Consider the following 18,457-nt stretch of genomic DNA (forward strand, 5'->3'; position numbering starts at 1 on the left):
TTGATTAAAATCCTGTTGGTTGATGATCATGCGGTTGTAAGAAGCGGATTAAAGATGCTGCTAAATACCAATCCGGAAATGGAAGTCATTGGAGAAGCCTCTGAGGGAAATGAAGGAATTAAAAAGGCCATGAAATTAAAGCCAGATGTCGTGGTAATGGATTTAAGCATGCCACATGGAAAAGACGGGCTGACGGCAACGACCGAGTTAAAAAAGCTGATGCCTAATGTGAATATCCTTATCCTAACCATGCATGATGACGAAGAATATCTCTTCCGTGCTATACAAGGAGGGGCTTCAGGCTGTATCTTAAAAAGTTCTCCACACGATGAACTTATGGGTGCCATTGAATCAGTCGCACAAGGGGATGCTTATCTTCATCCTTCAGCAACCAAGCGGTTAATGGAGGAATACTTGGCAGGGATCAAGCATGACAGTAACGATTCCTATAATCTCTTATCCGAACGTGAAAAAGAAGTACTGACACTCACGGCAAAGGGATATTCCAACAAAGAAATTGCCGAGAAGCTTGTCATCAGTGTGAAAACGGTTGAAACACATAAAGGAAATCTAATGGAAAAGCTGCAAATGAAAACCCGGCCAGAGCTGGTAGAATACGCCGTAAAAAAAGGGTTACTAGGCTATGACATTTAAGGAGAAGTTATATAGATGACAGATATACGGGAATTGCCAGCAGTAATGGAAGTATGCGAACGGTTAAAAGCGAAGATACGCTGTGATTTTGTCGGGCTGGCTTTTCAAAATGAAGCAGGCCCAGATGTCAGATGGCACTATGCTGCCGGTAATATGAATGATAAGTATAAAAGAATTATCGTTCGTTTTGGAAAAGGGATCGCTGGAAAGGTTATTTCAAGCGGATGTCCCCTCATGATGACCAATTTTCCACATGACATACATGGGAAAATGACGGATTACCCGATAGCACTTGCTGAAAAACTGGTATCTGTCTATGCGGTTCCGTTATTTTTACCAACTGTCCCAAAAGGAGTATTATTGATCGGAAACAGAGCCTCTTATCTCTTTACTGGCGAAGAACAGGAAACGGTAAACGATGCAGCAAAAGCTTTAGAGCAATTATTAACAGGTGAAGGATTTTGAGGGTGGGGATCGAAATGGACAGAGATTTTCAGCAAATGAAAAAGGAGCTTTTAGATTACAAGTTTGCCCTTGATGAATCTTCCATTGTCGCTATTACTGATTCCCGAGGAATCATAACCTATGTAAATGATCAATTTTGTCATATTTCAAAGTATTCCCGTGACGAGCTGATCGGGCAGGACCATCGTATTATCAATTCTTGCTATCATTCCAGGGGATTTTTTAAAGAAATGTGGCAAACGATCGGTTCCGGGCAGGTTTGGAAAGGTGAAATACGCAATCGGGCAAAGGATGGAACGTTTTATTGGATGGATACGACGATTGTTCCGTTTATGAATGAAATGAAAAAACCTTACCAGTATGTGGCAATTCGCTATGAAATAACTGAGAGAAAACGTGTTGAGCAGGAACTGCAAAAAATGATGGCCAGAATCATTGATGTTCAGGAGGAAGAAAGAAAACGTCTTTCGCGAAATCTCCATGATGGGATAGGACAAAACCTTTACAGTCACCTGATTACCATCAATCGTTTGTTATCCGAGATGAACCACCCGCTGCTGACACAGATGCAAACAGAAGCCACTCAGTTAATTGAAGAGATTAGGGAAATTTCCTGGGAACTTCGCCCGTCTGTATTAGATGATCTTGGATTGGTGCCAGCAATCCGTTCCTATTTAACGAGATACTCTGACCATTACCAGATTGATATTCGTTTTGATTGTGTTTTAAGGAAGCGCTTAAATATTAATACGGAGCTGACGATTTATCGGATCATTCAGGAGGCATTAACAAACGTTAGGAAATATGCAGAAGTGGATTCGGCGGCTGTAACCATTCGAGAAATGGATAATGTGGTCCGCATCATGATTGAAGATAAAGGGAAGGGTTTTGATGTAAGCTTAAGAGCCCAATCTCCTGGAGTCGGCCTTTTCAGTATGGATGAACGTGCCCGATCAGTGGGCGGAAGTTTATCAATCACTACATCGCCTGGTAATGGAACGAAAATAATTTTAGACATACCTATAAAGTGAAAAAAGAATCAGACAAAGGTGTCTGATTCTTTTTGTGCTATAACAGTAAATTAAATTTTAAATGAGCTCTTTAATGAAACAATTTGATTAAATACGAGCTTATCCACAGTTGTGTCTTTTGGATCAACATTGAAGTAGCCATGTCTAAAGAACTGGAATTTATCATGCGGCTGACATTCTTTCATGTTTGGCTCAACAAATCCTTGAAACACTTCAAGTGAATGAGGATTAACCATATCAAGGAATGTTTTTCCTTCATCGGTTTGATCTTCTGTTTCATCCAAAATCAGCGGTTCGTAAAGACGGAATTCGGCAGGAACCGCGTGGGCCGCTTCAACCCAATGAATGGTTCCTTTTACTTTTCTGCCAGTAAAACCGGTGCCGCTTTTTGTTTCCGGGTCATAGGTGCAACGAAGCTCGACGACATTTCCGTCGGCATCCTTTACCACTTCTTCACATTTGATAAAGTAAGCGTGTTTGAGGCGGACCTCATTTCCAGGGAACAGACGGAAATATTTTTTTGGCGGATCTTCCATGAAGTCATCTTGCTCAATATAGATTTCGCGAGAGAATGGAATTTTCCTTATGCCCATTTCCGGATTTTCGGGATTGATTTCGGCATCAAGTAATTCAATCTGGCCTTCTGGATAGTTGGTTATCACGACTTTTAAAGGATGAATAATCCCCATGGTCCTTGGTGCTTTTAGCTTTAAATCTTCACGAACAAAGTGTTCGAGCATTTCTACATCAACAGTAGAATTGTTTTTAGATACAGCTGTTTCACGAACGAACGTACGAATGGATTCAGGGGTGAAGCCTCTTCTGCGCATTCCTGAAATAGTCGGCATCCTAGGATCATCCCAGCCATCGACATACTTTTCGTCCACTAACTGTTTCAGCTTCCGCTTACTCATGACCGTGTTCGTAAGGTTTAAGCGTCCAAATTCAATTTGCTGGGGCTGATTGGTCATTTCACATTGTTCTACAACCCAATTATAAAGCGGCCGTTGGTCTTCAAATTCAATGGTACAAATCGAATGTGTAATACCTTCAATCGCATCTTCCAACGGATGGGCGAATGCATACATCGGATAGATACACCACTTGTCACCAGTGTTGTGGTGAGTGGCATGTGCAATACGGTAAATAACTGGATCACGCAAATTAATATTAGGAGAGGACATATCAATTTTGGCACGCAGCACTTTTTCGCCATTGCCAAATTCTCCATTACGCATTCGTTCAAATAAATCCAAGTTTTCCTCAATGGATCGAGTTCGATACGGACTTTCCTTACCAGGCTCCGTTAATGTGCCGCGGTATTCGCGAATTTCATCGGCACTTAAATCATCAACATAGGCCAAGCCTTTGTTGATTAGCAAGACAGCACGCTTGTACATTTCCTCGAAATAATCTGAGGCAAAAAATAAGTTATCCCATTCAAAACCAAGCCATTTCACGTCTTCTTTAATAGAATTGACATATTCAATGTCCTCTTTAACAGGATTGGTGTCATCGAAACGCAAGTTGGTTTTGCCTTTGAATTCATCAGCCAGGCCAAAATTAAGAATAATTGATTTTGCGTGGCCAATATGTAAATATCCATTTGGTTCCGGAGGGAAGCGAGTTACAATCGTATCATGCTTTCCTGAATCCAAATCCTTGACCATTATATCTTTAATAAAGTTAGAAGTGTGATTCTCCACCCATTTCAACCTCTTTCATCTTATCTACTACTTATTCATAACATAAATATTGATATTTTTCCATTGTTCCCAACAAATCATGAACAAAACAGGTGGAAAAAGAAAAAATTTTTATTACTATGCCATTCGGTTAGTTTATGGCACGGTATAATCTAAGCGGCCGGCCGACAGTCCCATATTGCTGCTCTTCAATCAGTACGTGTTCTTCCACCATATAAGAAAGATAATTTCTAGTGGTGGAAAGACTGACGCCGGCAAGCTTAGCAATTTGTTCAGCACTTAGTGGGTGAGGCGAATGGATAATTGATTTTTTTATTCTTTCTAACGTTCTCATATCAATCCCTTTTTGGATAAGAGGGGAGGAGGACGATTCGGAAATTCGCAGTTTTTTAAGTTCATCTATAGTACCCTGGTCCAATTTAGTAAAGGTTGAGACCATTGATTTAAATTTTATATATTTGCTAATGGCTGCTTGGAGCTGTATCAGGTCAAAGGGTTTAATCAAAAAATCAATAATTCCAAAGCGAAAACCATCTTCTACAACTTCCAGCTCCTTCGCGGCGGTAATTAAAATGACATCGCAGCGACGGTTTTGCAGGCGGATGGTTCGTAACAGGTCAATACCGGAGTGATCCGGCAGATAAACGTCCAACAGCAGCAAATCTGGCTCTGCTGTTTCCAAGATTGTCAAGGCTTCTTGATAGCTGTGCGCTATTCCAACCAGTTTGCAGCCTTTTTGGGAAGAAATATATTTGCCGTGCAGATTCGCAATCATGAAATCATCGTCCACAACCATTACACGTAATTGCTGATTCATTTTTGCACCTCCAAAATTGGTAAATGAACTAGTAATGCAGCTCCTTCTGAGGAAGAGTTCATTACCATACTTCCATGTAATCTTGAAACTAAACGGGAAACTAATGCTAGACCAAAGCCGCGGCCTTCCCCTTTTGTCGTTCCACCATCTGTAAAAATGTCGTCCCCAAGGTCAGGATCAATTCCAGGTCCAGTATCACTAACAGTTATAGATAATTGATGGTTTTCCTCCTTTATCTGGATGGAAATATATGTTGAGGGCCTAGACTGCTTCATCGTTTTAATAGCCTCCATGGCATTTTCAATCGCATTTCCCAGAATCGTAATGACTATTTCCCTATGTGGGCAGAGCTCTGATACTTTGGAGTCATCGGTGATCGTTAGTTGGATGCCCAATTCCTTTGCCCGATGCATTTTCCCAATTAGAACGCCAACAATAGCTGGATCGCGAACACGGGTAAGAAAAAAGTTAAGGACATTTTGCTGTTCACTATGCACATCCTCTATTACCCCTTTTACGAGGTCGTATTCCTTCATTTGAATAAGACCCGAAATGAGATGAAGCTTGTTCATAAATTCATGCCTTTGACTCCTAAGCGTATCAACGTATTGCCCGATATCTGCTAATCTGCGATCCAACTGGTCAAGTTGAAGTTTATCCCGAAAACTGGCAACAGCCCCAATTACTTTGCCGTCAATTTTAACAGGTATTCTATTAACGATGACAAGGGAATTACCAATAATCATGGGTTGGTCTAAATGTACTGCCCCATCATTAATGACTTCTGACAGTCGTGAGCTTGGAAGAATCGATGTAATCGATTTGCCAATGGGATCCCAACGTTCTTCTCCGAGCATATTTTTTGCTTCCCGATTGAAGATAGTTATTTTTCCAGCTGTATCGACTGCGATTATACCTTCCCGAATGGATTCCAAAATCGCTGCCTGCTGTTGGGTGAGGAGAGCAATTTCGTGCGGCTCCAGATTGAATATTTGCCTTTTAACATGTCCTGATAGAATGAAAGCCCCAATAAGCCCAATAATTAAAGCAATAAAGCCCATTGCCGTCATTTCGAGAATTAACGAGGTTAACTTTTTCCAAATATTCTCCATTAGAAATCCAACTGATACGATGCCAATTTGGTGGTGTTGTTCGTCAAAAATAGGGTATTTCCCCCGAATGGAAAGACCGAGGGTGCCGACTGCTTGGGTAATACTTCCTTTCCCCGATAATACCTGTTTGTCATCATCTCCCACCATATGCTTACCGATTAGTGTGACATCTGGATGACTGTATCGGATTAAATGCATATTAGACACAACAATAAACTGGGCTCCTGTTTTTTTTCTGATATTTTCCGCTACGGGCTGAATGGTAGAAGAGGGATTAGGTTCTTTGAAAGCATTTACAATTTCCGGGAGCCCTGCCACCATCTTTGCAGTAGAGAGAGCATTGCTTCCTGTCTCATCATATTCTCGGTGTACCATAATCCAAGAGAGAGAAACGATAAAAAATACAAGGACAAGGAGGAAATTTAGCAATATCAGACCATTGATTTTGCTACGTAATGTCATTCGCTTTTGCTTTAACTTCAAGTCTGCACACATCCTTGCTTGGATTGGAATAAATTGGATAGAATTTTCTGAATATAATAAAACTATCTTTATTTTAAAATGAAAAATGTTATGAGGTCTATATGAAAATAGTTTTTTTTATGTTGGGTAAATCGTTTAAATTGTGTTTATTGTTTTTATTATGAATATTGAGTAAATGTTTTCATAATGTTTAGAATTTTCTATAATTCAAATTGTAAACGCTATCAACAAAAGAAATGGGGGAATCAAGTGAGTGCAGTGGAAAATAAGGTGTATCGGGCTATGACACATACAACTCCTTCCATGATGGAACTAAAAGGAGTAACAAAGGAATTTATCAAGCCTTCTGGTGAGGTTCATACGGTTCTAAGAAATATCAATTTAAAAATTCCAAAAGGGGAATTTGTTTCGATTGTAGGACCGACAGGCTGTGGTAAATCCACGACACTAAGTCTGATTGCCGGATTTGAACCGCCTTCACAAGGCGAGGTCCTTATTTCAGGTGAGAAGTTAGAAGGAATCAACCAAAGGGCTGCTTGTGTATTTCAAACGGAAAATGCGTTTCCATGGAAAACAGTCATTGATAATGTATCACTTGGTCTGCGCTTGCGAGGGATGAACAAGAAGGATGCCTATGAAGAAGCCAGAAAGTGGATTGCACGAGTAGGATTGAAAGGGTTCGAGGGACATTATCCGTCACAGCTTTCGGGCGGGATGAGAAAACGTGTAGCTTTAGCCCAGTGCCTGATTGTACAGCCAGAAATCTTATTGATGGACGAGTCATTTTCTGCGCTGGATGTTCATACAAGACATTTGATGGAAAATGAATTGCTTCGCATTTGGGAAGAAACCTCTGCTTCCGTCTTTTTTATTACTCATGACTTAGAAGAAGCAATTGCTCTAAGTGACCGGGTGATTGTTCTGACTGCTGGGCCGGGAGCAACGATCAAAGGGGATTATCGAATTGATCTGCCAAGACCGAGGAACGTAGCAGAAATCAGCTTTGACCCTGCCTTTATGAGAATTCACAAACAGATTTGGGAAGATTTGAAGGACGAGGTGATGATCAGTTATGAATCTGCAAACAAACTCCATTCAAAATCAAGTTAGCAACGAAACGGAATTGCGAAGAGCCGAGATAAGGAAAAAAGCTTTAAAGCTCCGAATTCGCAATCTAAGTCTACAGTTATTAGTGTTTATTGTATTAATGGGTTCCTGGCAGTTCTTATCAAGTAAAAAGCTTATAGATCCATTCTTCTTTTCAAGCCCCATTGATGTCGTGAAACATATTTGGGATTGGGCAGTAAATGGAACAACAGCCGGTCCGCTTTATTATCAATTTTTAGTTACGTTTGAGGAAACCATCCTATCCTTTATTTTGGGAGGGATTGCGGGCATTATTTTTGGTTATGCCTTAGGTGTTAATGAATTACTTTCTGTTATATTAGGGCCTTATATTAAAATGATCAATGCCATACCGCGCGTAGTCCTTGTGCCGATCTTTATTTTATGGTTTGGACTGGGAATGTCTTCAAAGGTCGCTTCCGGGTTAGTACTTACATTTTTTATCGTGTTTTTTAATGCTTTCCAGGGTGTTCGGGAGGTAGACAGGAATTTAGTGAATAATGCAAGACTTTTAGGTGCCAGCAAAAGGCAGCTAGCGCGGCATGTCATTATTCCTTCAGCCTTGACCTGGATCTTATCAAGCTTACATTCAAGCTTCGGCTTTGCATTAATCGGTTCGGTTGTAGGGGAATTTGTCGGGGCAACACATGGATTAGGCTACCTAATTGCCCAATCTCAAGGAGCCTTTGATACAACAGGCGTATTTGCGGGGATGCTCATTTTATCCATCACGGCGTTGATTGCCGATTGGGGAGTTTCCAAGCTTGAAAAACGGTTTATCGCTTGGCGTCACATTCGTCAATAACAACATGCAATCTGAAGTTATTCAATGGTTATTTGCGAATCTAAATAAGTAATTAACTTTAAAAAAACAAGGGGGAAAATGGAATGAAAAAGATGAAAAAATTAACTGCCGGGGTTTCATGTCTGGCCATCAGCGCATTGCTGTTGTCTGCCTGCTCGTCAACACAATCTACATCTGGAACGGCTAAAAACAGCAAAACTTCAAGCTCTTCTTCAGGAGATTCAAGGGTAGTCATTATGGTCGGGGGGCTTGAAAAAATTATTTACATGCCATTTATGCTGGCACAGCAACTTGGCTATTATCAACAAGAAGGGGTTAATGTCAGCCTTGTGGAAGAAAGTGCCGGCCAGGATGCTGAAGTTGCGCTTTTAGCCGGTCAAGTGGATGGCGCTGGCGGATTCTATGATCATACCCTTGATCTTGCCACAAAAGGGAAAAGTGTTGAAGCTGTCGTGACGATGGCTGATGTTCCGGGCGAAACATTGCTGGTATCCAACAAATTGAAGGATAAAGTAAAATCTGTTTCCGACTTAAAAGGATTAAAAATTGGGGTAACCGGCCTAGGTTCTTCCACTAACATGCTGGCAACTTACAACGTTGTGAAGGGCGGAGGAAAAGAAAGCGATTATACACCGCTTCCTGTTGGTGCGGGGGCCACGCTAATTGCGGCAATGAAAAATGACAAAATTGATGCAGCTGTTACGAGTGAACCAACAGCAACCATGCTGGAAAATCAAAATTTGGCGTTTCCATTAGTCGATATGAATCATAAGGATTCCGCTCACGAAGCATTAGGCGGAGGTTATGCTTCCACTAGCCTTTATATGCAAACAGATTATGTAAACACACACAAAGCTGTTATTCAAAAGCTTGTAAATGCCTATGTCAAAACATTGAAATGGATGAGTTCCCATACTCCTGAAGAAATTGCTGATAAAATGCCATCTGATTACTATGCAGGTGATAAACAATTATACATTCAAGCATTAAAAGGTCAGCTTCCAATGTTTACGACTGATGGAAAAATGCCTGCAGGTGTTCCGGAAAATGTTCAAAAGATTCTTTCTTCCTTCAAGCCTGCTGTGAAAAATATAGACCTAAACAAAACATATACGAACGAATTTGCTGATAAAGCAAATTAATGAAACAGGCTTTAAAGCTAGGGACGAGTTGTTTCCTGGCTTTAAAGCTTTTTCTTCTAGCTAAGATTGCCTTATACATGTTAATTCCAGCAATCTAAACCGGCAGAAGGCCAAAAAGTAATTCAGTGGTAAGCAGGAGTATAAATGGTTACAATGAAAAGTATTCAAGGAATTTTAGGGAGGGAATCTAGATGATCAATTTGGCAACTGTTGGAACAGGTTGGATTACGGAATCTTTTATTAAAGCAGCAAAATGTAGTGAACAGCTGCGGTTAGTAGGAGTCTATTCCCGTTCCGAAGAGAAGGCCAGAAAGTTGGCTGATACATATCAAGCTGTGAATGTTTATAGCGATCTTGAAGTGATGGCAAAAAGCGATGAAATCGAAGCTGTTTATATCGCTTCACCAAACTCTGTTCACTTTCAACAGACCCTTACTTTTTTAAAAAATAAAAAGCATGTCATCTGTGAAAAACCGATTTTTTCAAATACTGCAGAATTAAAAGAAGCATACCGGACAGCAGAGGAAAATGGAGTTTTTTTATTTGAAGCGATCCGAAATATTCATACACCTAATTTTCAAATTTTAAAAGAAAAGCTCTCGTTAGCAGGAAAGCTAAGAAGTACGATGTTTCCCTACATCCAATATTCGTCACGCTATGATTTATTCCTGGAGGGCGAAGAACCTAATATTTTCTCAGCCCAATACTCTGGCGGTGCACTCGTTGATTTAGGTGTATATCCACTATATTTGGCGGTTGGACTGTTTGGAGAGCCGAAAAAAGTCAGCTATCACCCAGTTATTTTAAGAAGCGGTGTAGATGGCAGCGGCACACTTGTATTAGAATATGATGATTTCGTCTGCACTATTCTCTGTTCAAAGATATCCCATTCAGTTCTTCCGTGTGAAATTCACGGGGAAAAGGGAACCTTTTTACTTGAAGATGCTGCACCTATTTCAGAAATTGCCTTCATCGATAGCCATACAAAAGAAAAGCAAATTTTCAGTGTCACTCAAGAGCAGCAGGATATGGTCTATGAATGCCGGAACATTGCAAAAATCATTGAAACAAACGATCAAAAAGCATATGAAGAATTGAAAGACTGGAGTAAAATTGTACTCAAGATTACCGAAGAGGCTAGAAGGCAAAACAATATTGTTTTTGCTGTGGAAAAATAAAGATTAGTAAATGAAATTTGCCGGCACAAAAGTGAATCCAGTAAACAGGCCATTGAGACACTCTCAATGGCCTGTTTACATTCTATTTAGTGTTGGAAAGAAGGGTATTACAATATTTACAGTGAAAGGCACTAACTATACTTTTTGAACTTTTAGATTTAGAATAGCTGAACAATCACATGGATTTTTATGGTAAAATATTCGTAAGTATACGAATTCAAATAATGAGATTACGGATGGGAGCCTATGGACTGGATAAATAGTCATTTAAGTTTAAACTCAGTCATTTGGTTATTTCTTGCTTCATTTATGGTTCATGACTTCGAAGAAATTATCTTTGTAGAAAGCTGGATGAGTAAACACTATGAAAAGGTGAGTCTGGTAATTCCAAAGCTTTTTAGGAAAGGTTTTGAATCGTACCGAAATATAAAATCATCACAATTTGCTGCAGCAGTAGCTATAGAGTTTGTCATTTTCATTCCTACAACAATATTAGCTGCTGATTTTCATCACTATCTCCTTTTTATTGGTTTTAATGCTGTTCTTATGATTCACGTCTTTACTCATTTGTTCCAAAGCCTTCTGTTGCGCATGTATACACCAGGAGTGGCAACAGCTGTTGTCGTTGTACTGCCCTATTCAATCTATTTATTCTATCGTCAAAACCAAGCAGGAATTCTGAATTGGCAAGTATTTAACAATGGATTGGACGTAGGTATTATACTTCTTCCATTAGTACTATTTGGGCACTCCATTGGGAGGAGAATTATTCCTAATTAATGATAATGGTGGCGTTTCATGATCACCGTTAGGATCAGAAATAGCATAGTTGTGAACTCCAATGTAGAATAACTTGCTGTTTTTTTATCCTTTCCAATTTTTGTAAATATCGGTAAAAGTGAGAGATAAGAGGGAAAAAAGAGACACGAGGCGTAAGTAGTGATCCTTGATAAAGTAAGGGTTGTTTCATAATAACTGAATTCTAGATGATCAGGATGCCTGAGAATTAATAAAACACAAAAAGGGGTAACATACGTCACCCCGAAGAGGAATCTTAATTAGTTACTTTCAAATTACGTTCTTCAAAAATTTGTTTCGCTACAAAAATGGCGTTAAGAACTCTAGGGAACCCTGTGTAAGGGGCACAGTGAGTGATCGCTTCAATCACTTCATTTGGTGTTAGCCCTACATTAAGAGCTGCATTGATATGGACGTTTAGTTGTGGCTCACATCCTCCTTGGGTAGTAAGAGAAGCAATGGTTATGAGTTGACGTTGTTTCAAGTCTAAACCTTTACGAAAGTAAATATCCCCAAATGCAAATTCAACAACATATTTTCCTAGGTCAGGGGCAATATCCTTTAATGATTCGATTACACGTTCTCCACCCTTACCGTCTATTTCCTTCAGTTTTTCCCAGCCTCTTTGATACCGTTCATTTAACATCTTTTTTTCCTCCTTATATCCAATCGTATGAAGCATTTATTGATGAATTAAATTTACACCTTAGAGTTCACTCTAGAGCAACCTTTTTTATGCTATAATTTCATTTATGGAGAAGAAAATTTTTACAATTCAACAAATTTCAAATATCACTGGACTTTCGGTGCACACCTTGCGTTATTATGAGAAAATCGGGCTGCTTAACAGAGTAGAAAGAGATGTAAATGGCTATCGTCAATATTCGGAGGCGGATATTTCTTGGATCCATTTTTTAATTCGTTTACGAGTAACGGGTATGCCTATAAATGAGATGAAACAGTTTTCTGACCTGCGATGTCAAGGTGATTCTACCATAAGCCTGCGGCGTGAATTATTAGAAAATCATCAAAAAGATATTCATGAACAAATAAAAAACTTGCAAGATAATCTTTATAAAATTACAGAAAAAATCAACCATTATAAGGAATTGGAGGGTAATAAAGTTCAAAACAAGAAATAGAAAATGATGTGGAAATCGATATGTGTTCCTTACCGTTAAAAGACTACTCGTCGCGGAATATGCTCGGACAACAGCGCAAAGAATGGAGTATTGCAGCACGATTTAGTTAGGTTAAGTCTCTATCAAGTATGTCTTTTGATAAAAAAGGAGAAGTCATCAAGGTTTTTTGTGAAGTCTTGTACTTCCCCTTTTTATTTCATTTTTTAATTTTCAAGTAACAGGTAGTATGGTTCTTACTTAATCTTCCAGCACCGGAAGGCAGCTGGCTAGTAAACTAATGCCTTTCTCAATTTCTGAAATAGATAATCCCCCAAATCCTAGCATAATATAAGAACTGGTTTCAGAGTTTGGATGAAGCCAAAACTGTGCAGGGGAATAAACTTTGACTCCCTTTGACAAACCAAGCTCAATCAACTCAGGGGCTGTGATCCCCTTCAGTTTTAATAAGATGTGCAACCCAGACTTTTCACCCACCACTTCCACGCGAGTGCCCATATGTTGATGGATGCAGGATAGTAGAAATTGATGTTTTCTTTGATACATCTTGCGCATTCGGCGAATGTGCTTTTCGAATTCCCCAGACTGCATAAAAAGAGCTATAGCCCTTTGAATAATAGGAGAAACAGATTGATTATAATTCGCGAAATTAAGTGAATATTGAACCATGAGAGAAGGGGGAAGTACCATAAAACTTAATCGCACTGAAGGAAGAAAGCATTTTGAAAATGTGCCTAAATAAATAACCCTTTCCTTTTCATCTAAGGATTTTAGCGAGGGAATCGGCTGTCCCCGGTATCGAAACTCACCATCATAATCATCCTCGATAATGTATCCATCCATTTGATAGGCCCATTTTAATAGCCTCATTCTTTTCGATATAGACAAGACCATGCCGTATGGAAATTGATGAGAAGGTGTTACGTATACAGCCTTAGCTCTGCTCTGTTGAAGATGCCCGACTGACAAACCGTCCCTTTCAAGCGGTACAGGTTCGATAAGGCACCCCTGGTCTATTAAGACCGATCGAACCCCATTATAGCCTGGATCTTCCATTGCCACAGTTCTTTCACGAAGTACTAAAAGCTGGCAGATTAACGCAATGGATGCCTGCGTTCCGGCTGTTATCAGAATCTGTTCCGGTGTTGTGCGAACGCCTCTTGACTGCAGTAAATAGTTCGAAATCTCTTGACGCAATGTATATTCGCCCTGTTTTTCTCCATATTGAAATAACAAGCCGCTTTCCTGATCTACTACATCAGCTAAACATTTCTTCCAATTCTTTAAAGGGAATTTTTCAAGGTCAACATTCCCATATTCAAAATCCACATGAACCTCACTTGAAGGGATCCATTCGGGGAACATAGGTTGTTCAATCGAAGTTGGATGAAAGAATGGTTCTTCCATCTCTGCTACCCATATTCCGCTTTTCGGAACACTTTCGAGGTAGCCCTCTGATTGTAATTGCTGATACGCTGTTTCCACCGTGTTTCGGCTAATCTTTAAATAAATGGATAGCTGACGGATCGATGGCATCTTCGTTCCTGGCTGCAGCCTTCCTTCTTCAATTTCCCTCTTAATCCAATGATACAACTGGCTGTAAAGCGGTTCTGGTAAATCCTTTTGTAGAAATGGTGTTAGCTCCACCTTTATTCCTCCATCTGTCCCTTTTAAATTTTTAATTTCTGTCACTTTTCTGATGGACAAAAATTCCCTAAAATGAGCGTATCATAAATAAAGGAAAAGGGGTTGCAATCATGCATAAGATTCGTAATGGAAAATTAGAATGCACGGATGATCATCGTATTGATCATTTTTTAAGCACGGCACGAACAGGTTACTTGGGGTTAGCGGATGGGGACATTCCTTATGTGGTGCCTTTGAATTTTATCTGGATGAATGAGGCTATCTATTTTCACGGAGCAGCCCAAGGTAGAAAAATAGAGGTGATCCAAGCCAATCCAAATGGTTGTTTCACCGTGTCAGAAGATTACGGAACCATGGTAAGTCCAATACCAGCTAAAACAGATACTGCCTATATGAGTGTGATGCTTTTTGGAGGACTCGAGCCAGTAAACGATATAGAAGAGGCTACAGCAGCCATGCAAGGTATGTTGGATAAGTACGTCCCAGGATACTACGAACAAAGTCTTTCACAATCCCATTTACAAAAATACCGCTCCTCTCTAGGGAGTCATACATTGGTTTTTAAACTAACTCCCAACGCACGAACAGCAAAAGAAAACCAATTAAATTCACAATTTTCTTTTTACGAAGGCAGGAAAGTTGAAATGGATATCTAGGTTATACTGAAGAACGAAAGTATTGAATGAGAAAAGGGTTGTAAATCTTTTACGATAGTAAAATATCATTTGTGTTGAATAAGTTAAAAGACTAAGTTATATTTCTTAAACAAAGCTGCCAGAAATGGCAGCTTTTCCTATTGATAACAGATCAGTTATGCTTTGTTATCAGAAAATCAGCTATGCGGAAGTTTGCATCATAAATTTCTCTTACCAGTTGCGTTTCCAGAAAGGACGGAATGTTGCCCATTTATACGCTGCCCAGATTTCTTAATGTAATATATAGTTGACTTGATGTAAAGTTTATATTACATTATGTATATAATTATTTACTAAAAGTAAAATTTTGTATACAGGAGGTGTTAAATATGACCTACCAAGAAAAGAAGAGCATCGTATCGTTAATCAGTGTCATACTCATTTTCGGATCTTATTGCTTGTACATGTACCCCCGGTACCCCGGGGATCTGGATTCGCCGGAAACCTTTCGCTATTGGGGTTCCTTTGTCCTCATATTGACTTTGTTTTCGATCGTCGCACATATCATGATCAGCATTATTTTTAACATCGTCTTTAGAATGACGACCAAAGAAAAGGAACCAAGATTTGAGGATGAACTGGATAAGTTAATTGCTTTGAAAGCAAACCGTAATTCTTTTTTTGTGTTTATCATCGGCTTTCTGCTTGCTATGGGATCTCTGATCATTTTTCAGCCGTCGCAGATGATGTTCATGATTCTGATCGCTTCAGGATTCATTTCCGATCTGACCGGCTCTGTTACGAAACTTTATCACTATAGGAGAGGAGTTTAATATGGGTAAACATCTTGTCGGCAATCACATTCGCAAATTACGATTCAACCATGATGAAATGACCCAGCAGCAATTGGCTGACAAGGTAGGCGTGACAAGACAAACAATCGTCTCACTTGAAAAAGGAAATTACTCCCCATCTCTGGAACTGGCTTTTCGCATTGCTCACGCCTTTAACTTACCGTTGGAAGAGGTATTCTTTTACGAGGGCAACACAAAGCAATAAGAACGATGGTTGTTTTTTGCTTTACTGTACATGAATTTATTTAAGAGAAGGGGATAAAAAATGAATTCAAACAAAAAAGCTGCGAAAATTGTGGGTGTTCTGTTTATACTTGCTGCCGTTACAGCGATAATGGGCCTTCTTTTATACGATCCTATCCTCAACGGCCCCGATTACTTGATTAAAGGTGCAAAACACGCCAACCAGGTGATACTGGGAGCGCTAATGGAGTTAATCCTTGTGGTTTCAGCAGTTGGAACTGCTACTACCATGTTCCCATTTTTGAGAAAATATAATGAAACCATTGCTCTTTGGCATATTTGCTTTAGGTTTCTTGAAGCGATTATCATTACTGTTGGAGTAATCAGTATGCTGTCCCTATTGACTTTAAGCCGGGAATTTGTAGCTGCGGGATCTCCAGATACCGCTGCTTTTCAAACATCAGGCATCGTGTTAAAGGCAATACATGCCTGGACATTTATGCTGGGTCCCTTATTCATGCTAGGGATCAATACGGCGATGTACAGTTATATATTTTATAAATCTAAGCTCGTACCCAAGTTTATACCTATCTTGGGTTTGACAGGGGCAGCTCTTGTGTTTATTTATGGGGTGTTAGTCATGTTTGGTGTCATTCAACAAATTTCTGTGTGGAGTATTTTGTCGCTTCCAGTAGCAGCAAATGAAATGATTTTGGCCGTATGGCTTATCGTTAAAGGATTCAATGAATCTGCCCTTGCTTCAATGGTTGAAAAAAAGAAAGTGCTCGAGGGCCTTACTTGAAGATCAGGAAGTCGAAACAAAAAAATAGAGTTGTCCTATTTTATTGGTCAACTCTTTTTTTTATGTCAAAGGCTCTTTATAGATGAATGGTGATTTCACTGTGTTTGAAAAATAAACGATAAAATTCCGTTTAAATTGGGAAATACCCCTATTTCCTTAAAAATAAAGGAAGTTTTTCCGTCTATATTATCCAAATCTGTGGGTTCCGTCATATTTAGAGCAGTTAATCGGAATATCTCCGCTTATATCTGCTTCTTAAACTTCCTCATTATACATAAGCCGGAAATTCTCCGCTTATGAATTCTCGCACCTACACGAAAATCAACAATGAAAAATACCATGTCAAAAACAATAACTTAATGAAAATCAACTAAGCAAGGTTTAACAAGGTTAAAGATTTTTAAGGAGCCCGACAATAATCCACCCGAAGTTTTAGCATAAAAAACACCCAGCATGTTTTTTTTTTGATACGGGACAACAAACTCTTGATTTTTTCAAAAACGTTGTTTACTAAAATGTGGTAGTAAAAAGGATTTACTTGGAAGTTTTCCATATGTTTAAATAGAATTAAACCTTAAATGAAAGGTAACTCTGTACAAAGTAGGTGAATCATTTGCCCAATAAAGAATTATATGAAGTGATGACCATTGATGCTGTTTCACGACAGCTGGGCATTACATCAAGAACACTTCGCTACTATGAGGAAGTAGGTCTAATTTCCCCTGTATTGAGGAGCAGTGGGGGACATCGTCTTTTTGATCAGAACACAATCGAACGCCTTAGGCAAATTCTACAGCTAAAGGACTATTTGGGGATCTCACTTCAAGAGATTCAGGAAGTGATGGATGCTGAGGATTCCATTAAAGAATTACGGCTGTCATTTCAGGAGAAAGTTGACAGTGTTGACGAACAAAGATTGGTGGTAAAGCAGTACATTGCTGTTCTTCATAATTTGATTGACAAAATGAATAAAAAAATCGATCATGTGTTAACATTGCGTGATATGTACCAGGATCAAGTGGATCGCTCCATCCTCTTAATGGAAGAAGTGGAGAATAAGTAATCTATGTCCGTAGCAGCTATTTGAGATTACATACTACAAACACAAATCATCCCGATTACTTCCCTCGCAAGACGCTTTACGTTTAAAAGGCGGCTATCTATTCTGATTGATTCATCCAGAGATATTTTTTTCTAACCCGCCAATTCACCTTACGATTATTTCATTGAAAAACAATGTTCAACCTAGAAAAGTACATATTGAATCACAATGTTAGGTGAACATCTTAATGGGCAGAATATCTGCATTCTTGTTCAAGTGACCTGTAATTAAAAATGTTTCGAAATAAATATAAATCCATCAGGACTATTTATCATTTAAAGCTCATATATTTTAGTGACGTTGACGTTAACGTCAAAAATATAGGGGGTGTTTATTGTGTGGCAGCTATGGCTTACTGGGTTAATCGGTATCTGGCTCGTCGTCTCACCTTGGGTGTACAGTTTCTCCAGTAATTCAGGTGCTATGTGGAATAGTGTCATTTTTGGAATCATAGTATTAATTCTTGCTGTATGGGCGGGGGCCGCTCGTAAAAACAATAACCCTTAGTTAAAGATAAGTCGGCCAGCACAGGAGCCTATGACTTTAAGCTTCTGCTGCTGGCAAAAAGAAATAGTGACATTTTGAAAAAAATTGGATAATATAATATATAAGAAGTTGAAGGAGGCATCAAAAATAGCACAATGGATATTCGATAATTTTTTTCGCTATTCAATTGAAAAGCAAAAAAATTACTTTGCTGTAGGCAAAGAATAGGATACCTGTGTCTATTTTTAGAGATGCCGTTTCGGAATATATGCTATTGTGGATAGAACTGCCCT

20 protein-coding genes are annotated in these 18,457 nt (G+C 39.2%); 15 read left to right on the top strand and 5 right to left on the bottom strand.

Going from position 1 to position 18,457, the window contains the following annotated elements; translation table 11 throughout:
- From HPT25_RS11680 to HPT25_RS11690, 3 genes are read left to right on the top strand one after another with little or no spacing between them, the layout of a single operon-like run.
- Nucleotides 1-654, top strand: coding sequence for a response regulator (locus HPT25_RS11680; RefSeq protein WP_173064035.1), 654 nt, complete (start codon nt 1-3; stop codon nt 652-654).
- Nucleotides 655-669: 15 nt separating this feature from the next.
- Nucleotides 670-1,119, top strand: coding sequence for a GAF domain-containing protein (locus tag HPT25_RS11685; RefSeq protein WP_173064038.1), 450 nt, complete (start codon nt 670-672; stop codon nt 1,117-1,119).
- A 14-nt stretch (nt 1,120-1,133) separates the two neighbouring features.
- On the top strand, nt 1,134-2,150 hold the full coding sequence (locus tag HPT25_RS11690; protein WP_173064041.1) for a sensor histidine kinase: 1,017 nt from the start codon (nt 1,134-1,136) through the stop codon (nt 2,148-2,150).
- A gap of 50 nt (nt 2,151-2,200) precedes the next feature.
- Here the strand turns inward: HPT25_RS11690 and HPT25_RS11695 are convergent, their stop codons facing one another.
- From HPT25_RS11695 to HPT25_RS11705, 3 genes are all read right to left on the bottom strand, one after another.
- Nucleotides 2,201-3,856, bottom strand: a complete 1,656-nt coding sequence (locus tag HPT25_RS11695) for a glutamine--tRNA ligase/YqeY domain fusion protein (protein WP_173064044.1) — start codon at nt 3,854-3,856, stop codon at nt 2,201-2,203.
- Nucleotides 3,857-3,986: 130 nt separating this feature from the next.
- Entirely contained in the window at nt 3,987-4,673 is a 687-nt protein-coding gene (locus HPT25_RS11700; RefSeq protein ID WP_173064047.1) for a response regulator, read from the bottom strand.
- Complete coding sequence (locus tag HPT25_RS11705; protein ID WP_173064050.1) at nt 4,670-6,268, bottom strand: ATP-binding protein; 1,599 nt, start codon at nt 6,266-6,268, stop codon at nt 4,670-4,672. The genes HPT25_RS11700 and HPT25_RS11705 overlap by 4 nt, the downstream gene beginning before the upstream one ends.
- Before the next feature lie 249 nt (nt 6,269-6,517).
- Between HPT25_RS11705 and HPT25_RS11710 the strand changes: the two genes are divergently transcribed.
- The 5 genes from HPT25_RS11710 (at nt 6,518) to HPT25_RS11730 (ending at nt 11,298) form a co-directional block, all read left to right on the top strand.
- Nucleotides 6,518-7,378, top strand: a complete 861-nt coding sequence (locus tag HPT25_RS11710; protein WP_217269692.1) for an ABC transporter ATP-binding protein — start codon at nt 6,518-6,520, stop codon at nt 7,376-7,378.
- A complete protein-coding gene (locus tag HPT25_RS11715; protein ID WP_173064053.1) occupies nt 7,341-8,198 on the top strand; it encodes an ABC transporter permease in 858 nt (285 codons plus the stop codon). Before HPT25_RS11710 ends, HPT25_RS11715 begins: the two co-directional genes overlap by 38 nt.
- Nucleotides 8,199-8,281: 83 nt before the next feature.
- Entirely contained in the window at nt 8,282-9,340 is a 1,059-nt protein-coding gene (locus tag HPT25_RS11720) for an ABC transporter substrate-binding protein (protein WP_217269693.1), read from the top strand.
- A 194-nt stretch (nt 9,341-9,534) separates the two neighbouring features.
- Nucleotides 9,535-10,518 (top strand): Gfo/Idh/MocA family protein, encoded by a 984-nt coding sequence (locus HPT25_RS11725; protein ID WP_173071074.1) that lies wholly within the window; start codon nt 9,535-9,537, stop codon nt 10,516-10,518.
- 246 nt (nt 10,519-10,764) lie between these two features.
- Nucleotides 10,765-11,298 (top strand): HXXEE domain-containing protein, encoded by a 534-nt coding sequence (locus tag HPT25_RS11730; protein ID WP_173064055.1) that lies wholly within the window; start codon nt 10,765-10,767, stop codon nt 11,296-11,298.
- Nucleotides 11,299-11,572: 274 nt separating this feature from the next.
- Here the strand turns inward: HPT25_RS11730 and HPT25_RS11735 are convergent, their stop codons facing one another.
- Nucleotides 11,573-11,962: a carboxymuconolactone decarboxylase family protein gene (locus HPT25_RS11735; protein ID WP_173064058.1), complete on the bottom strand. Its 390-nt coding sequence runs from the start codon at nt 11,960-11,962 to the stop codon at nt 11,573-11,575.
- 106 nt (nt 11,963-12,068) lie between these two features.
- On the opposite strand from HPT25_RS11735, the gene HPT25_RS11740 reads away from it, so the two are divergent.
- Nucleotides 12,069-12,458: a MerR family transcriptional regulator gene (locus HPT25_RS11740; protein WP_173064061.1), complete on the top strand. Its 390-nt coding sequence runs from the start codon at nt 12,069-12,071 to the stop codon at nt 12,456-12,458.
- Nucleotides 12,459-12,695: 237 nt separating this feature from the next.
- On the opposite strand, the gene pdxR is transcribed toward HPT25_RS11740, so the two are convergent.
- Nucleotides 12,696-14,162 carry a MocR-like pyridoxine biosynthesis transcription factor PdxR gene (gene pdxR / locus HPT25_RS11745; RefSeq protein WP_217269695.1) on the bottom strand — a complete coding sequence of 489 codons (1,467 nt, stop codon included), beginning with the start codon at nt 14,160-14,162 and terminating at the stop codon, nt 12,696-12,698.
- A 50-nt stretch (nt 14,163-14,212) separates the two neighbouring features.
- Between pdxR and HPT25_RS11750 the strand changes: the two genes are divergently transcribed.
- From HPT25_RS11750 to HPT25_RS28670, 6 genes are all read left to right on the top strand, one after another.
- A complete protein-coding gene (locus HPT25_RS11750) occupies nt 14,213-14,758 on the top strand; it encodes a pyridoxamine 5'-phosphate oxidase family protein (protein WP_173064064.1) in 546 nt (181 codons plus the stop codon).
- A 368-nt stretch (nt 14,759-15,126) separates the two neighbouring features.
- Complete coding sequence (locus tag HPT25_RS11755) at nt 15,127-15,570, top strand: hypothetical protein (RefSeq protein ID WP_173064067.1); 444 nt, start codon at nt 15,127-15,129, stop codon at nt 15,568-15,570.
- Between the two features lies 1 nt (nt 15,571).
- A complete protein-coding gene (locus HPT25_RS11760) occupies nt 15,572-15,796 on the top strand; it encodes a helix-turn-helix transcriptional regulator (protein ID WP_173064070.1) in 225 nt (74 codons plus the stop codon).
- 60 nt (nt 15,797-15,856) lie between these two features.
- Entirely contained in the window at nt 15,857-16,576 is a 720-nt protein-coding gene (locus tag HPT25_RS11765) for a DUF4386 domain-containing protein (protein ID WP_173064073.1), read from the top strand.
- 613 nt (nt 16,577-17,189) lie between these two features.
- A complete protein-coding gene (locus HPT25_RS11770; protein WP_173064076.1) occupies nt 17,190-17,639 on the top strand; it encodes a MerR family transcriptional regulator in 450 nt (149 codons plus the stop codon).
- A gap of 375 nt (nt 17,640-18,014) precedes the next feature.
- The gene (locus tag HPT25_RS28670; protein WP_173064079.1) at nt 18,015-18,185 is read left to right on the top strand and encodes an SPW repeat protein; all 171 of its coding nucleotides are present in this window, start codon (nt 18,015-18,017) and stop codon (nt 18,183-18,185) included.
- The last annotated feature ends 272 nt before the right edge of the window (nt 18,186-18,457 follow it).

The organism is Neobacillus endophyticus (genome assembly GCF_013248975.1).
In the GTDB taxonomy this organism is placed as follows: Bacteria; Bacillota; Bacilli; order Bacillales; family Cytobacillaceae; genus Neobacillus; species Neobacillus endophyticus.

What these genes read in the sequence shown, in the direction of transcription:
- HPT25_RS11735 (WP_173064058.1), bottom strand. Translation starts at nt 11,962, where the DNA reads ATGTTAAATGAACGGTATCAAAGAGGCTGGGAAAAACTGAAGGAAATA.
- HPT25_RS11700 (WP_173064047.1), bottom strand. Translation starts at nt 4,673, where the DNA reads ATGAATCAGCAATTACGTGTAATGGTTGTGGACGATGATTTCATGATT.
- HPT25_RS11730 (WP_173064055.1), top strand. Translation starts at nt 10,765, where the DNA reads ATGGACTGGATAAATAGTCATTTAAGTTTAAACTCAGTCATTTGGTTA.
- HPT25_RS11760 (WP_173064070.1), top strand. Translation starts at nt 15,572, where the DNA reads ATGGGTAAACATCTTGTCGGCAATCACATTCGCAAATTACGATTCAAC.
- HPT25_RS11740 (WP_173064061.1), top strand. Translation starts at nt 12,069, where the DNA reads ATGGAGAAGAAAATTTTTACAATTCAACAAATTTCAAATATCACTGGA.
- HPT25_RS11750 (WP_173064064.1), top strand. Translation starts at nt 14,213, where the DNA reads ATGCATAAGATTCGTAATGGAAAATTAGAATGCACGGATGATCATCGT.
- HPT25_RS11720 (WP_217269693.1), top strand. Translation starts at nt 8,282, where the DNA reads ATGAAAAAGATGAAAAAATTAACTGCCGGGGTTTCATGTCTGGCCATC.
- HPT25_RS11685 (WP_173064038.1), top strand. Translation starts at nt 670, where the DNA reads ATGACAGATATACGGGAATTGCCAGCAGTAATGGAAGTATGCGAACGG.
- HPT25_RS11765 (WP_173064073.1), top strand. Translation starts at nt 15,857, where the DNA reads ATGAATTCAAACAAAAAAGCTGCGAAAATTGTGGGTGTTCTGTTTATA.
- HPT25_RS11715 (WP_173064053.1), top strand. Translation starts at nt 7,341, where the DNA reads ATGAATCTGCAAACAAACTCCATTCAAAATCAAGTTAGCAACGAAACG.
- HPT25_RS11755 (WP_173064067.1), top strand. Translation starts at nt 15,127, where the DNA reads ATGACCTACCAAGAAAAGAAGAGCATCGTATCGTTAATCAGTGTCATA.
- HPT25_RS11690 (WP_173064041.1), top strand. Translation starts at nt 1,134, where the DNA reads ATGGACAGAGATTTTCAGCAAATGAAAAAGGAGCTTTTAGATTACAAG.